Here is a 14,265-nt window from a genome sequence, read left to right on the forward strand (position 1 = left end):
CACTGGGCAAATAGGGACGACATTTCCATGTATCGATCCGTATCGTTGCGCGCTGTGATGTGTTTGAGCACGTTGTTTCCGGCAACTTTGCTGCACGCGGCGCCGGATGCGGACATCGAGGCGCTGAAACAGGAACTTCTCGAGCTCAAGCAACGGTACGAGGTCCAGCAAAAGGCCCTGGCGGTGCTCGAACAGCGGGTACGCCAGGTGGAGGACCAGCCCGCCGCCCCGCAACCCAAGCGCCTGGCCAAGTCGCCGGCCGACATGAAGGGCAACCAGAGCGTGGCCGGCAACGGTGCGACGACCGCCGGCGGCAGCGGCTACGGTCAATCCCTGGCCGATGATTCGCAACCGGCGCAAAGCGTGTCCAACCTCTATGACGAGGCCAGCGGCTTCTTCGGCGGCGGCAAGTTCAGTTTCGAGACCGGCGTCACTTACTCGCGCTACGACACCCGGCAATTGATCCTCAATGGTTTCCTGGCACTGGATTCGATATTCCTGGGCAACATCAACCTCGACCGGATCAAGGCCGACACCTGGACGCTGGACCTGACCGGTCGCTACAACTTCGACAATCGCTGGCAGTTCGACCTCAACGTACCGGTGATCTACCGCGAGTCCACCTACCAGTCGGGCGGGGCCAATCAAGGCGCCGCCGGTGTGACCAGCGAAGAAACCGTGACCCGCGACCCCACTATTGGTGACGTCAACTTCGGCATCGCCTACAAGTTCATGGACGAGTCGGTCAACAGCCCCGACGCCGTGGTCACCCTGCGGGTCAAGGCGCCCACCGGCAAGGATCCGTTCGGCATCAAGCTGCGCCAGTCCCAGGCCAACACCAACCTGTTCGTGCCTGAAGACCTGCCCACCGGCAACGGCGTCTGGTCGATCACCCCGGGCCTTTCGCTGGTCAAGACCTACGACCCGGCGGTGCTGTTCGGCAGCCTGTCCTATACGCACAACCTTGAAGAATCGTTCGACGACATCAGCTCCACCGTCAACCAGAAGACCCCGGGCAAGGTGCGCATCGGCGACAGCTTCCAGATCGGCGCCGGCATCGCCTTTGCCCTGAACGAGAAGATGAGCATGTCGTTCTCGGTCTCGGACCTGATCCAGAAGAAAAGCAAGCTCAAGGAAGACGGCCAGGATTGGCGATCGGTGGTATCCAGCGACGCCAACGCCGGCTACTTCAACATTGGCATGACCGTCGCCGCCACCGACAACCTGACCATCGTGCCGAACCTGTCCATCGGGCTCACCGACGACGCGCCGGACTTTACCTTCAGCTTGAAGTTTCCGTATTACTTCTAGGGCCTGGTGATACTTTCCCTTGTGAAGGGTCAGCGGATCTGGTGCTTGTGCAGCAACCGATAGAACGTCGGCCGGGATACGCCCAGTACCCTGGCCGCGACGCTGAGGTTGTCGCTGTGGCGATTGAGCACGTCACTCAATGCCTGGCGTTCGGCACGGGTCTTGTAGTCTTCGAGGGTGCCCATGGGGGCGACCACTCCCTGGGGGCTGGCCAGGCCGAGGTCATGGGCCTCGATCTGTCGCCCTTCGGCCAGCACCAGCCCGCGCCGGACCCGGTTGGCCAACTCCCGCACGTTGCCGGGCCAGTCGTGCATACCCATCGCCACCAACGCATCCTCGCTGAAGCTGCGGGGCCGGCGCCCGGTTTCCTGGCTATAGAAATGGGAAAAATGACTGGCCAGCATCGCCAGGTCGCCATGGCGCTCGCGTAGCGGCGCCATGACCACCTGCAACACGTTCAAGCGATAGTACAAGTCCTCGCGAAACCGCTTGAGCCCGATGGCCGCCTCAAGGTCCACATGGGTGGCCGCCAGGATCCGCACGTCCACCGCAATGGGCTGGCTGCCACCGACCCGCTCGATGTGTCGCTCCTGCAAGAAGCGCAGCAAGTTGGCCTGCAACTCCAGCGGCAGGTCGCCAATTTCATCGAGGAACAAGGTGCCGCCATGAGCCGCCTCGATTCGCCCGATCTTGCGCTGGTGCGCACCGGTGAAAGCGCCCTTCTCATGGCCGAACAACTCGGACTGGATCAGGTGTTCCGCAATGGCCCCGCAGTTGATCGCAATGAAGGGCTTGTTGCGTCGGTGGGATTGGAAATGTAGGGTGCGCGCGACCAACTCCTTGCCGGTGCCGCTCTCGCCGCGAATCAGCACCGGAGACTCGGTGGGCGCCAGCTTGCCCAACAACTTGCGCAGTTCGCGGATCGGCTTGCTGTCGCCCAGCAATTCATGTTCAGGCTGGTCGATGTGTATCGAACCTTGCCCGCGCAACCGCGCCATGCCGAACGCCCTCCCCAGGGTGACCTGCACGCGGGAGACGTCGAAAGGCAAGGTGTGGAAGTCAAAAAACCATTCGCAGACAAAATCACCGACGTTCTGCAGGCGCAGCACTTCCTGGTTGAGCACGGCGATCCATTCGGTGCCACTGCGGCTGATCAATTCCTTGACCGCTTCCGGGCGCTCCAGGTGAAACGGCTGCAACCGCAACAGGCCGACATCACAGGTGCGATCGCCGGCGTGTTCGAGGGCACAGCTGTCCACGTCCCAGCCGATGGACCGAAGGCCGGGCAATAGACGATGACAATCGTCGCAGGGATCAACCACGAGCAGACGACGCGACGTACTGGCTTCGAGCATGACTGATCCTTGGCGCCAAAATAAGGAAATATGATTAGAAACAGTCGTTTGGCGAACCTGCATGTAACAGTAGCAAGAAGTTGACACACCCTTGTATCAATTGATTATCGAGATGACACAAAACTGGTTATAAGCGCGATTCTAATTAACGAATCCGTCATTAATTCTTTCACCACGCTTTCAAACAAAAGCCACAACGCCGGGTCTGAAAGAAAATCGAAATTTATTCAACAATTGTGTGACCCGCCCCCGGGTTCGGAACATCAGTACAAGTAACCAGCCGCACGGTACGCCCAACCGCCGGCACATCATTTGATTGGGCACCTTTTAAGAGAAGACGCCATGAACGCCCCGCTCCGTATCAACGAAGCTCTTTTGATTGCCGACCGCGCATTCCGTCCCTTCCAGTGCGTGGCCTGGGCCCCACAAGACGGTAACGGCGAACTCAGCCTGACCGTCATCGACCGCACCAATACCCACATCGGTCGCACCCAGATTCCAAGCAGTGCCTACACCGACCCGGCCCAACTGGCCAACTTGTTGAAACAAGCCCGCGCCGAATTGAGCCAGGAAGGTTATAAGTTGCAGTCCTGGTCCATGCCGGAATAACTCGCAGTCAGCGATATTTATGGTTGCAGGCTTGGCACTGGATCAGAAAGCCATCGTTATGGCACGAAACGCCCCTGCATCTGCTGGACCTGACAGTTGTGCACTTTCACATTCAGGGTTTGAATGTTGCCTTCATGCCGTCGTCGCCCTTTCGGGGCGTTCGACGCACAAGGAGAGGCATGCATGCCCGATCAATCCGCATTGGCGTTTCCCAAGGCTGCGGCTCACGCAGGGCAACTTGACCCAGGCTTTGCCGACAACGGCAAAGCCTGGGTTCATTTCGAGGGCAGTATGTCGAGCCTGCTCACCGGGCTGACCCTGGACCGCGCCGGCCGGGCCTTGGTAGCCGCCCGGGTCGAGACCGCCCAGGGCACACGGTTCGGGCTCGCCCGCCTCAACCAGGACGGCTCCACCGATCCGGGCTTCGGGACGGGTGGCAGCGTGATCGGCTCGTTCGAGAACGGCTTCGACGCCACCGCAGGCAAAGTGATCGAGTTGCCCGACGGACAGATCCTGCTCTGCGGCCTGCACTACGAAAGTAACGACCACACCCTCCCCGCCCTGGCGTTGTTCGATCGTCAAGGCCGCGCCGTGCCTGGATTCGGCAACGCCGGCCGACGGATCGTCCGGCTGTGCGGCAACCTTTCCCAAGGCCTGCGCGACCCTTGGCTTCCGCCGGGGGTGCCCGGCCTTGAAGCCTGTGACATGCAAGTGCAGGCCAATGGCCGGATACTCCTGCTGGCCAATCATCACTTCCAACTGTCCGACCATGTCGGCGTGCTGATCCGACTCCTACCGGATGGCGAACTGGACAATACCTTCAACGGACGCGGCTTTGTGATGGTCCGCCGCCTGCTGAAAAACACCTGGCTGGGCTGCCTGACGCTCCAGGCCGATGGCCACATCCTCGTCGGCGGGGCCATCGACCTGCCCCAGCATGGCCTGATCGCGCGCTACGACACCCACGGCAACCTCGACAGCGGCTTTGGCGACGCAGGCTTCCTGTCCATCCTGGCCCAGGACCACAGCGTGATGGTCAGCCAGATCGTCGAGCATGCCAACGGCGACCTGCAGGCGTTTGGCAGCAGTCGCGACCCGATGCACAGCCTGTCCTTGAAAGTGTGCCGCGATGGCGTACCGGATCGCCACAGCAACCAGGGCCAATGCCGGCTGTTGGAAATCGGTCGCGGCGCCAGCCAATGGACGGCTGCCCAGGTCCAGGCGGATGGAAAACTGCTGACCGCCGGCGCCACCCTCGGCGGTATCGAGGCCGACTTCGTACTGGCCCGGCATTTGCCGGACGCCAGCCTCGACCCGGATTTCGGCGAAGGCAACGGCTGGGTTCGCACGCGCTTGGGCTACAGCCTGGACACCGCGACCGGCTTGGCGGTGCAACCCGACGGAAAAATCCTGGTGGGCGGCTATTCACTCAACGGCAGCTACCGTGCGGTGGTGGCCCGGTATTGGGCCTGAGCCCCGTCGCATTTGAAGGACATTTGCTTCTGCGCTTGATATTGCGCATGTGTTACGGCAAGTTGCGCGCTTCTAATTAAAAGGAGCAGCCGATGTCCGGTCCAATGGCTCAGGCTTTCGCGCACAACTTTCTGGGGCATTCCCCACGCTGGTACAAGGCGTGCATCATCACCTTCCTGATTATCAACGCCGTGGTGCTGTGGACGCTGGGCCCGGTCGTCGCCGGCTGGATGTTGGTGGTGGAGTTCATCTTCACCCTCGCCATGGCCCTCAAGTGCTACCCACTGATGCCCGGCGGCCTGCTGCTGATCGAAGCCCTGCTGCTGGGCATGACCACGCCCAAGGCGCTGTACGATGAGCTGCTGCACAACTTTCCGGTCATCCTGCTGCTGATGTTCATGGTGGCCGGCATCTATTTCATGAAAGACCTTCTGCTGTTCCTGTTCTCACGCCTGCTCCTGGGCGTGCGTTCCAAGGCGCTGCTGGCGCTGATGTTCTGCTTTCTCTCGGCGTTCCTGTCGGCCTTTCTCGATGCCCTGACCGTCACCGCGGTGATCATCAGCGCCGCGGTGGGCTTTTATTCGGTGTATCACCGCGTGGCCTCGGGCAACGATCCGCGCCAGGACAGCAGCGTCGATGAAGACCACGCCCTGCCTACCTTGCACCACGAAGACCTCGAGCAGTTCCGGGCCTTCTTGCGCAGCCTGCTGATGCATGGCGCCGTCGGCACCGCGCTGGGCGGCGTCTGCACCCTGGTGGGCGAGCCGCAGAACCTGTTGATCGGCCATGAGATGGGTTGGCATTTTGTCGAGTTCTTCGTGAAGGTCGCGCCGGTCTCGCTGCCGGTGCTGGTTGCCGGGCTGGTAACCTGCGTGGCGCTGGAGAAGCTGCGCCGGTTCGGCTACGGCACATTGCTGCCGGATAACGTGCGGGCGGTGCTGGCCGACTACGCCGAGCAGGACAACCGCGAGCGCACCTCACGCCAAAGGGCGGCGCTGATCGTCCAGGGCATCGCCGCGCTGATCCTGATCGTAGGACTGGCGCTGCACATCGCTGAAGTCGGTCTGATCGGCCTGATGGTGATCGTGCTGATCACTGCGTTCACCGGCATCACCGACGAGCACCGCCTTGGCAATGCATTCAAGGACGCCATGCCGTTCACCGCCCTGCTGGTGGTGTTTTTTGCGGTGGTGGCGGTCATTCATGACCAGCAACTGTTCACGCCCTTGATCCAATGGGTGCTGGCCCTGCCCGCCGACCAGCAACCGGGCATGCTGTTCATCGCCAACGGCCTGCTGTCGGCGATCAGCGACAACGTGTTCGTCGCAACCATCTACATCACCGAAGTGAAGCAGGCCTTCATATCTGGCCACATGAGCCGCGAACAGTTCGAAACCCTGGCGGTGGCCATCAACACCGGCACCAACCTGCCCAGCGTCGCCACCCCCAACGGCCAGGCCGCGTTCCTGTTCCTGCTGACCTCGGCGATTGCCCCGCTGATTCGCCTGTCCTATGGCCGCATGGTCTGGATGGCACTGCCCTATACCGTGGTAATGGGCGGGCTGGGTTGGTATGCCGTGACCTATTGGCTGTAACTGAAGCCCAACCAGTAACACTGCGGGCTTGCCCGCGAAGGCGGTGGGTCAGTCAACCTCTTCATCGACTGATCCACCCTTTTCGCGAGCAAGCTCGCTCCCACAAGAGAATCTGGGCGGACACACATAGTTCGAGCCCACCCAGCAACACGGTGGGAGCGGGCTTGCCCGCGAAGGCGGTGGGTCGGTCAACATTTTCATCGACTGACCCACCGCCTTCGCGAGCAGGCTCGCACCGGAGTGTTTGGAGTTATCGGGGCAGGATGTAGCGCTCGATGGCCAGGGCCGCACCGTCTTCGGTGTTGGCGGCGGTGATGACATCGGCCTGGCGCTGGATCGCTTCTTCCGCTTGCCCCATGGCAATCGACAAGCCAGCGCGGTGGAACATCGCCGGATCGTTACCCCCATCGCCCATGGCGGCGGTCTGCTCCAGCGGCACGCCGAGGAAATCGACCAGAGTCGCCAACGCTTCACCCTTGTTGGCCTTGAGCGCCGTGACGTCCAGGTAGATCGGTTGCGAACGCGACACCTGGGCCTGGCCGTTGAGCAGCGGGTGCAGGCGCGCCTCCAGCTCCACCAGCAAATCAGTGTTGGCACTGGTGGCGACAATCTTGTCGATGCGTTCCAGGTAAGGCTCGAAGCTCTCGACCTGCACCGGCGGATAGCCCAGGCCGCGGGTTTCCACCGGGACCATCGGCCCGTGGGCATCGCACACCAGCCAATCGCCGTCGGCAAATACCCAGACCTCGATCCCGGGCTGGTCGGCGTACAGCGCCAGGGTGGTCAACGCCACCTCGGGCGGCAGGTAGTGCACCGCGAGGAAACTGCCGTCCGGATGCACCAGCGTACCGCCATTGAACGCCGCGGTGGGCAGGTCGACACCCAGGGCCTCGATGTATTGCAGCATCGCTCGGGGCGGCCGACCGGTGGCGAGGCTGAACAACACGCCGGCCTCGCGCAACGAACGCACGGCTTCAATGGTGCGCTGGTTGAGGCTGTGGTCGGGCAGCAGCAGAGTGCCGTCCATGTCACTGAGCAGGAAGCGGATGGGGTGTTTCAACGGCTCGCTCATCCGAGGCCGTGCCAGACGCGGCCATCGCGTGTCAGCAGGTCATCGGCCGCGGCCGGCCCGTCTTCCCCGGCCTTGTACGGCTGGAACGTCGCGTCCTGCTGCCAGGCGTCGAGGAACGGCTGCACCGCGCGCCAGCCATTTTCAATATTGTCGGCACGCTGGAACAGGGTTTGATCGCCCGTCAGGCAATCGTAGATCAGGGTTTCGTAACCCGTGGACGGCTGCATTTCGAAGAAATCCTTGTAGGCAAAGCCCAACGCTATGTTCGCCATGTCGAGGGCCGGGCCTGGCCGCTTGGCCAACAGGTCGAACCACATGCCTTCGTTGGGCTGAATCTGGATTTTCAGGTACGTAGGTTGCAATTCGTCGACGTCGGTGTCGCGGAACTGAGCATAAGGCGCCGGCTTGAAGCAAATGACGATTTCCGTGTCACGCACGCTCATGCGCTTGCCGGTGCGCAGGTAGAACGGCACGCCGACCCAACGCCAGTTATCGATCATCACCTTGAGGGCGACGTAGGTTTCGGTGTTGCTGTCGGCCGCCACGTTGGCTTCTTCGCGATAACCGTTGACCGCCTTGCCACCGAGTTCACCGGCGGTGTACTGGCCGCGCACCGAGTTGGCGCGGGCCTGCTCCACCGACCACGGCCGGATCGCGCCCACGACCTTGGCCTTCTCGCCCCGCACCGCATCCGCGCCGAAGGCCGCCGGCGGCTCCATGGCCACCATCGCCAGCAGTTGGAACAGGTGATTGGGCACCATGTCCCGCAGGGCGCCGGTGCGTTCATAGAAACTGCCACGGGTTTCCACGCCGACGGTTTCGGCAGCGGTGATCTGGACGTGGTCGATGTAGTGGTTGTTCCAGAACGCCTCGAACAGGCTGTTGGAGAAACGGCTGACCAGAATGTTCTGTACCGTTTCCTTGCCCAGATAATGGTCGATCCGGTAGATCTGTTTCTCGCTCATGACCTTGAGCAGGCAGGCATTCAGCGCTTCGGCGGTGCGCAGGTCGGAGCCGAACGGCTTTTCGATCACCACGCGCCGGAACGCATCCGGCTGCTCCTGAAGCAGCCCGGCCGCACCGAGGCGGCTGACCACCTCGCTGAAGAAGCGCGGCGCGGTCGCCAGGTAGAAGACCGCGTTGCCGGTGCCGCTGGCGGCGATTTTCGCCGCCAGCGCGTCATAGGTGCTGTCATCGAGAAAGTCACCCTGCACATAGCTGATGCCTTGCGCCAGGCTGGCCCAGCGCTGCGGGTCGAGGGCGTGTTCGGGGTCGCCGCCCTTGCTCGCCGCCTCGCTGCGAATGAAGGCCTCCAGCTTGCTGGCGAAGTCCGCATCGCTGATGGCGTTATGGTCAACTCCAACGATCCGCAGCCCATCCCCCAGCAGGCCGTCACGACTCAAGTGGTACAGCGCCGGCATCAGCAGGCGCTTGACCAGATCGCCATGGGCGCCGAACAGGAACAACGTGGTCGGCGGTGCAGGTTCTGCCTTGGATTTGCTGCCGATCGCGGTCATTTTTTCGGTGTCTCCACGTGGCCGCCAAAGCCGAAGCGCATGGCCGAGAGCATCTTGTCGCCATAGGTGCTCTGCTGGCGCGAACGGAAACGGGCGAACAACGAGCTGGAGAGCACCGGCACCGGCACCGCCTGCTCGATGGCGGCTTCGATGGTCCAGCGCCCTTCGCCGCTGTCGGCGACCTCGCCGGAGAAGCCATCGAGTTTCGGATCACTGGCCAAGGCGTCGGCGGTCAGGTCCAGCAACCAGGACGACACCACGCTGCCGCGACGCCAGACCTCGGCGATATCGGCGACGTTGAGGTCGAAACGCTGCTCTGGCGGCAGGCTTTCGCTGGATTTGGTCTTGAGGATGTCAAACCCTTCGGCAAAGGCCTGCATCATGCCGTACTCGATGCCGTTGTGGATCATCTTGACGAAATGCCCGGCGCCCGCGGGGCCCGCGTGGATGTAACCGCGTTCGGCACGGTCGTCGTCGGACTTGCGGTCGCGAGTCCGTGGGATATCGCCCATGCCCGGCGCCAGGCTGTCGAACAGCGGGTCCAGGCGCTTCACCACTTCGGCGTCACCGCCGATCATCATGCAGTAGCCGCGCTCAAGGCCCCACACGCCGCCGGAAGTGCCGACGTCGATGTAGTTCAGGCCCTTCTCCAGCAGGGCGTGGGCCCGGCGGATGTCGTCCTTGTAGTACGTATTACCGCCGTCGATGATCACGTCGCCCGGCTCCAGCAGGCCGCTGAGCACGGTGATGGTGTCTTCGGTCGGCGCACCGGCCGGCAGCATGACCCAGACCGCCCGTGGCGCCTCAAGGGCGGCCACCAGCGCTGGCAGGTCGGCGACGCCAGTGGCGCCTTCCTGGCTGAGATTTTCGACGAACGCAGCGTTGCGGTCGTAGACCACGGTGGTGTGCCCATTGAGCATCAGGCGCCGCGCAATATTGCCGCCCATGCGGCCCAGTCCAATAATCCCGAGTTGCATGTGCTGATGCTCCCTACTACAAATAAAGGTAAGTCAAAGGTTTAGCTCAAAAGACAGTTGGGGGTTAGTCCAGAGCATTGCTGCATAGTTTCCGGGTAATTTGAGCGATCACAAGGGATAACGCTCCAATCCCGGCCAAAGACACAGCGACCATGAAAAATAAAAAAGTTCCAATCACAAGCAAAAGAAATCAGAATCGGCGCCGATAGTAGAGGTGTCGACCAAAATGCTGGCGACATCTCTATAGTTGATGTACGCCATTTGCGAGGTGAGCAATGGGCCCAGTCGTTACCGCACGTCCTCCCCAAACCCTTTATGTGACCATTCGTCGCGATGAATTGCGCCTTCTCAAGGAAGAGCGTGATCTGCTGCTAGATGAAGTGACGCAGTTGCGCATGCAGTTGCAGCACGCACAGTTGTCCCATCAGAACCAGGCTGTGGCGCGGTAAGCGTCCCAGAGGCACGGCATCAGGAAGGGACATTGGGCAACCCGGTGTCTTTCCCATGAAAAACAGCCCTCCCTCGTGTGGCAGGGCTTTGTGAAGCCACCTTGTGGGAGCCTGCTCCCACAAGCCTGATCCTCATCCTCATCCCCTTCCCCGATACCCGCCACCGTGGGTGCGAGCCAGCCTGCGGAAACCGCGTTTGCGTGAAACTCAATGGCGGCTGAACCAACACCTTCGCGAGCAGGCCCGTCTTCACAGGAAGGCGCCCTCCTTACGCACCTAAGTCAGCATTTTGTAACCAAAAAACTCACGAAGTTTTCACAAGCGGCTCGCGATACTGCCGACCTTTAGGGTTGCTCGGCGTGTGCCTGCGGTCACCAATCCGGTACCGCCAGGCGCGTCGATAACAGGCTGGAGCGCTTGATGAGTTTGTTCAAACGCAGCACAACGACTGCGAAAGGTTTTGACTGGGCCGGGCTTGGCTGGCTGTTTCTGTTCTTCTGGTATTTTTCGGGCATTACCCAACTGCTCATTCTGCTCAGCGACACGTCCGGCTTCACCGGGTTTCGCCAGGCATTCGTGATGAGTGCCCTGTGGCTGGCGCCCATGCTGCTCTTCCCCGCCCGCACCCGCCTGCTCGCGGCCCTGATCGGGATCGTGCTGTGGGCCTGTTCCATGGCGAGCCTGGGGTATTTCTTCATTTACCAGCAGGAATTTTCCCAGAGCGTCATCTTCATCATGTTCGAGTCGAACGTGGCGGAAGCCGGCGAATACATGACGCAGTATTTTGCCTGGTGGATGGTGCCGGCGTTCCTCGCCCACACCGTCGTGGGCTACCTGCTCTGGACCCGCCTGCGCCCGGTCTACCTGCCGCGTGGGCAGGCCATTGTCGCGGCGGCGGCCATCGTGGTGGCCGTGGTCGGCTATCCATTGATCAAGCAGACCCAGCGCACCGGCAGCTTCGCCGGTGGCCTGGAAAAATTCGAAGACCGCATCGAGCCCGCCGTGCCTTGGCAGATGGTCGTGGCCTACCGACGCTACGGCGAACAACTGGAAAACATGCAAGGCATGTTGCACAGCGCCAGCAAGATCGCGCCGCTGAATCACCTCAAGGACGCCATGGCCGACCAGCCGGCGACCCTGGTGCTGGTGATCGGTGAGTCGACCAACCGCCAACGCATGAGCCTCTATGGCTACCCGCGCGAAACCACGCCGGAACTGGACAAGCTCAAGGACCAGCTCGCGGTGTTCGACAACGTGATCACCCCGCGCCCCTACACCATCGAAGCGCTGCAGCAGGTGCTGACCTTCGCCGACGAGGAAAACCCGGAGCTGTACCTGAGCACGCCTTCGCTGGTGAGCATGATGAAGCAGGCCGGCTACAAGACCTTCTGGATCACCAACCAGCAGACCATGACCAAGCGCAACACCATGCTCACGACCTTCTCACAGCAGGCCGATGAGCAGGTGTACCTCAACAACAACCGCAACCAGAACGCCGCCCAGTACGACGGCGACGTGATCGAGCCGTTCAACAAGGCCCTCGCTGACAGTGCTCCGCGCAAGTTGATCGTGGTGCATCTGCTGGGCACCCACATGAGCTACCAGTACCGCTATCCGCCGACGTTCGATAAGTTCACCGACCGCCAGGGCGTGCCGGCAGGTGTGCGTGACGACCAACTGCCCACCTACAACAGCTACGACAACGCGGTGCTGTACAACGACTTCGTGGTTTCCAGCCTCATCAAGGACTACGCCAAGAGCGATCCCAACGGCTTCCTGCTGTACCTCTCGGACCACGGCGAAGACGTCTTCGACTCCTTGGGCCATGACACCCTGGGCCGCAACGAAGCCAAGCCGACCGCGCCGATGTACACCATCCCATTCATGGCCTGGGCCTCGCCCAAGTGGCGCGAAAGCCATGACTGGAACTTTGCCGGCGACCTGTCGCGGCCCTACAGCAGCTCGCACCTGATTCACACCTGGGCAGACCTGGCGGGCCTGAGCTTCGACGAGCTGGACCACAGCAAGAGCCTGGTCAGCGACCAGTTCAAGGCGCGACCACTGATGATCGGCAACCCGTATGAAAGCCAGCACAAGGGCCTGATCGATTTCAGCCTGATCAAACCCAAGGCGCCTGTGGCTGAAATCGTCCAGAAATGATCGAAACCGGCAGATGCCCCCGGCTTCTGCCATGACCATTTCCATTTCACATCGGTAGTGCCGGCGGCGGGGGCCCGGTCAGGCGGGTTGACCAAAACGTTGCATCTGCATTTCCTGGAGCCGACTGAGCGTGCGGCGAAACGGAAATTGCAGATAGCCTTCGGTGTACAAGGCCTCCATCGGCACCTCGGCGCACAGGTACAGCGGCACCTTGCGGTCGTAGCACTCGTCGACCAAGGCAATGAAACGCCGCACGCCATCGTCATGGACGGACAATTGCGGCAGTTCACGGTCGCCGGCCTCCACCCGCTCGACCCCGTCCTCGGTACCACGGGCAATGCGCCCTTCGCGCTGCTCGGCGCTCAGGCAAGGCACATCGCCGAGCAGGATGACGCTGAAACGGTCACACAAGGCCATGAAATCCAGCGCCGAGAATGGTTGCTCACAAAGATCGGCGTAGCGGCTCCAGAGCACCGTATCGCCAGCCCGGACGGGCTCGAGCAGGCGATGGCCGACTTCGATCGGCCCGCTGGCGAGCGTTTGCCCGCCCGCCAACTGGTCGAAGACCGCGGTCAACGGGTCGGGTTGCCCGCAGTCGCGTACCCAATAGCGTTGCTGCACCGCGCCCGGGTGTTGGCGGTGGTCCTGCCACCCGTTCACCGGCACCACTTGCATGTATTGCTTGATCGCGCTGATGGTCGGCAGGAAGCGTTCACGGTTGTGGCCGTTGGCATAGAGTTCTTCGGGCGGCAGGTTGGACGTACTGACGATCACCATGCCTTGTTCGAACATCACCTGGAACAGCCGTCCGAGGATGATGGCGTCGCCGATGTCGGTGACGAACAATTCGTCGAAGCACAGCACCCGCACCTCGGCACTCAGCTCCCGGGCCAAGGCCTGCAAAGGGTCCGGTGTGCCGGTCAGTTGGAAGGAGCGCTGGTGCACCCAGGCCATGAAGTGATGGAAGTGCTGGCGGCGCGCCGGCACCTTGAGGCTCTCGTAGAAGCGGTCCATCAGCCAGGTCTTGCCACGGCCCACCGGCCCCCACAGGTAAACGCCCTTGATCGACTTGCGGCCCTCGCCCAACGCCGTGTGGCATTGTTGCAGGGCCATGATCGCCAGTTCCTGAGCCTCGTCCTGGACGAAGTCGTGGTGTTCGATGGCGTGCTGCCAGGCACTCAGGGGGGAGTCAGTCATGCGGCCCAGGTCCGGGAAAGAAGGACCGGGAGTATGCCATGACGGCAGGCGCGCATCAGCCCTGATCCAGGCAAATTCTGTGGCGAGGGAGCTTGCTCCCGCTCGGACGCGCAGCGACCGCGGATAATGGGGGCCGCTGCGCAGCCCGAGCGGGAGCAAGCTCCCTCGCCACGGGTGTTCCGGGCAACGGCTAGACCGAGATATCCAACCGGCTGATCTTGCCCTGGTCGTCGAGCCGGAAGGTGTAGCGCAGCTCCAGCGGGCTGCCGGGAAAGGTGCCGGAGATCAGGTTCTGCACCAGCACCTTGCCGGTTCGTTGCTGCACATTGAGCACTTGCACCCGTGGCTGGAAGCGCTGGGCGGTGTCTTCCATCCATTGGGCGATGGCCTGGGCACCGAGGCGGTGGTGGCCTTCATCGAACACGCTGGCGTCTTCGGCGAAGAAACGCGTCACCGCCGAGCTGTCACGGGCGTTGGCGGCGGCAATATAGCCGGCGATGGCCGGGGCCAGGGAAGAGACGGGGTTGGACATGGCAGGGCTCCTTGTTTT

General features: G+C 62.1%; 12 protein-coding genes. 6 read left to right on the forward strand and 6 right to left on the reverse strand.

What is annotated here, in order from left to right; all coding sequences use genetic code 11:
• Positions 1-27: 27 nt before the first annotated feature.
• Positions 28-1,311 carry a transporter gene (locus tag AD664_RS05940; protein WP_053145119.1) on the forward strand — a complete coding sequence of 428 codons (1,284 nt, stop codon included), beginning with the start codon at positions 28-30 and terminating at the stop codon, positions 1,309-1,311.
• A 29-nt stretch (positions 1,312-1,340) separates the two neighbouring features.
• Here AD664_RS05940 and AD664_RS05945 read toward each other — a convergent pair whose 3' ends face one another.
• Positions 1,341-2,666: a sigma-54 dependent transcriptional regulator gene (locus AD664_RS05945; protein ID WP_053145121.1), complete on the reverse strand. Its 1,326-nt coding sequence runs from the start codon at positions 2,664-2,666 to the stop codon at positions 1,341-1,343.
• A 342-nt stretch (positions 2,667-3,008) separates the two neighbouring features.
• Between AD664_RS05945 and AD664_RS05950 the strand changes: the two genes are divergently transcribed.
• From AD664_RS05950 to nhaB, 3 genes are all read left to right on the forward strand, one after another.
• Entirely contained in the window at positions 3,009-3,275 is a 267-nt protein-coding gene (locus AD664_RS05950; protein ID WP_003181216.1) for a hypothetical protein, read from the forward strand.
• 183 nt (positions 3,276-3,458) lie between these two features.
• A complete protein-coding gene (locus tag AD664_RS05955; RefSeq protein WP_053145123.1) occupies positions 3,459-4,748 on the forward strand; it encodes a delta-60 repeat domain-containing protein in 1,290 nt (429 codons plus the stop codon).
• Positions 4,749-4,840: 92 nt separating this feature from the next.
• Positions 4,841-6,343, forward strand: coding sequence for a sodium/proton antiporter NhaB (gene nhaB, locus AD664_RS05960; protein ID WP_053145125.1), 1,503 nt, complete (start codon positions 4,841-4,843; stop codon positions 6,341-6,343).
• Positions 6,344-6,593: 250 nt separating this feature from the next.
• Here the strand turns inward: nhaB and AD664_RS05965 are convergent, their stop codons facing one another.
• Genes AD664_RS05965 through gnd form a run of 3 tightly spaced genes read right to left on the reverse strand, consistent with a single transcriptional unit; the run spans position 6,594 to position 9,909 of the window.
• Positions 6,594-7,415 (reverse strand): Cof-type HAD-IIB family hydrolase, encoded by an 822-nt coding sequence (locus tag AD664_RS05965; RefSeq protein ID WP_053145127.1) that lies wholly within the window; start codon positions 7,413-7,415, stop codon positions 6,594-6,596.
• Positions 7,412-8,932, reverse strand: coding sequence for a glucose-6-phosphate dehydrogenase (gene zwf, locus AD664_RS05970; RefSeq protein WP_053145128.1), 1,521 nt, complete (start codon positions 8,930-8,932; stop codon positions 7,412-7,414). Before zwf ends, AD664_RS05965 begins: the two co-directional genes overlap by 4 nt.
• Positions 8,929-9,909: a phosphogluconate dehydrogenase (NAD(+)-dependent, decarboxylating) gene (gene gnd / locus AD664_RS05975; RefSeq protein WP_053145130.1), complete on the reverse strand. Its 981-nt coding sequence runs from the start codon at positions 9,907-9,909 to the stop codon at positions 8,929-8,931. The genes zwf and gnd overlap by 4 nt, the downstream gene beginning before the upstream one ends.
• Before the next feature lie 275 nt (positions 9,910-10,184).
• Between gnd and AD664_RS27630 the strand changes: the two genes are divergently transcribed.
• Positions 10,185-10,358 carry a DUF6026 family protein gene (locus AD664_RS27630; protein ID WP_172679699.1) on the forward strand — a complete coding sequence of 58 codons (174 nt, stop codon included), beginning with the start codon at positions 10,185-10,187 and terminating at the stop codon, positions 10,356-10,358.
• A 420-nt stretch (positions 10,359-10,778) separates the two neighbouring features.
• On the forward strand, positions 10,779-12,518 hold the full coding sequence (locus tag AD664_RS05980; RefSeq protein WP_053145132.1) for a phosphoethanolamine transferase CptA: 1,740 nt from the start codon (positions 10,779-10,781) through the stop codon (positions 12,516-12,518).
• Between the two features lie 78 nt (positions 12,519-12,596).
• On the opposite strand, the gene zapE is transcribed toward AD664_RS05980, so the two are convergent.
• The gene (gene zapE / locus AD664_RS05985) at positions 12,597-13,715 is read right to left on the reverse strand and encodes a cell division protein ZapE (protein ID WP_053145134.1); all 1,119 of its coding nucleotides are present in this window, start codon (positions 13,713-13,715) and stop codon (positions 12,597-12,599) included.
• Between the two features lie 190 nt (positions 13,716-13,905).
• On the reverse strand, positions 13,906-14,247 hold the full coding sequence (locus AD664_RS05990) for a nuclear transport factor 2 family protein (RefSeq protein WP_053145138.1): 342 nt from the start codon (positions 14,245-14,247) through the stop codon (positions 13,906-13,908).
• Between the last annotated feature and the right edge of the window lie 18 nt (positions 14,248-14,265).

Source organism: Pseudomonas sp. P97.38 (assembly GCF_001269745.1).
GTDB lineage: Bacteria > Pseudomonadota > Gammaproteobacteria > Pseudomonadales > Pseudomonadaceae > Aquipseudomonas > Aquipseudomonas chlororaphis_E.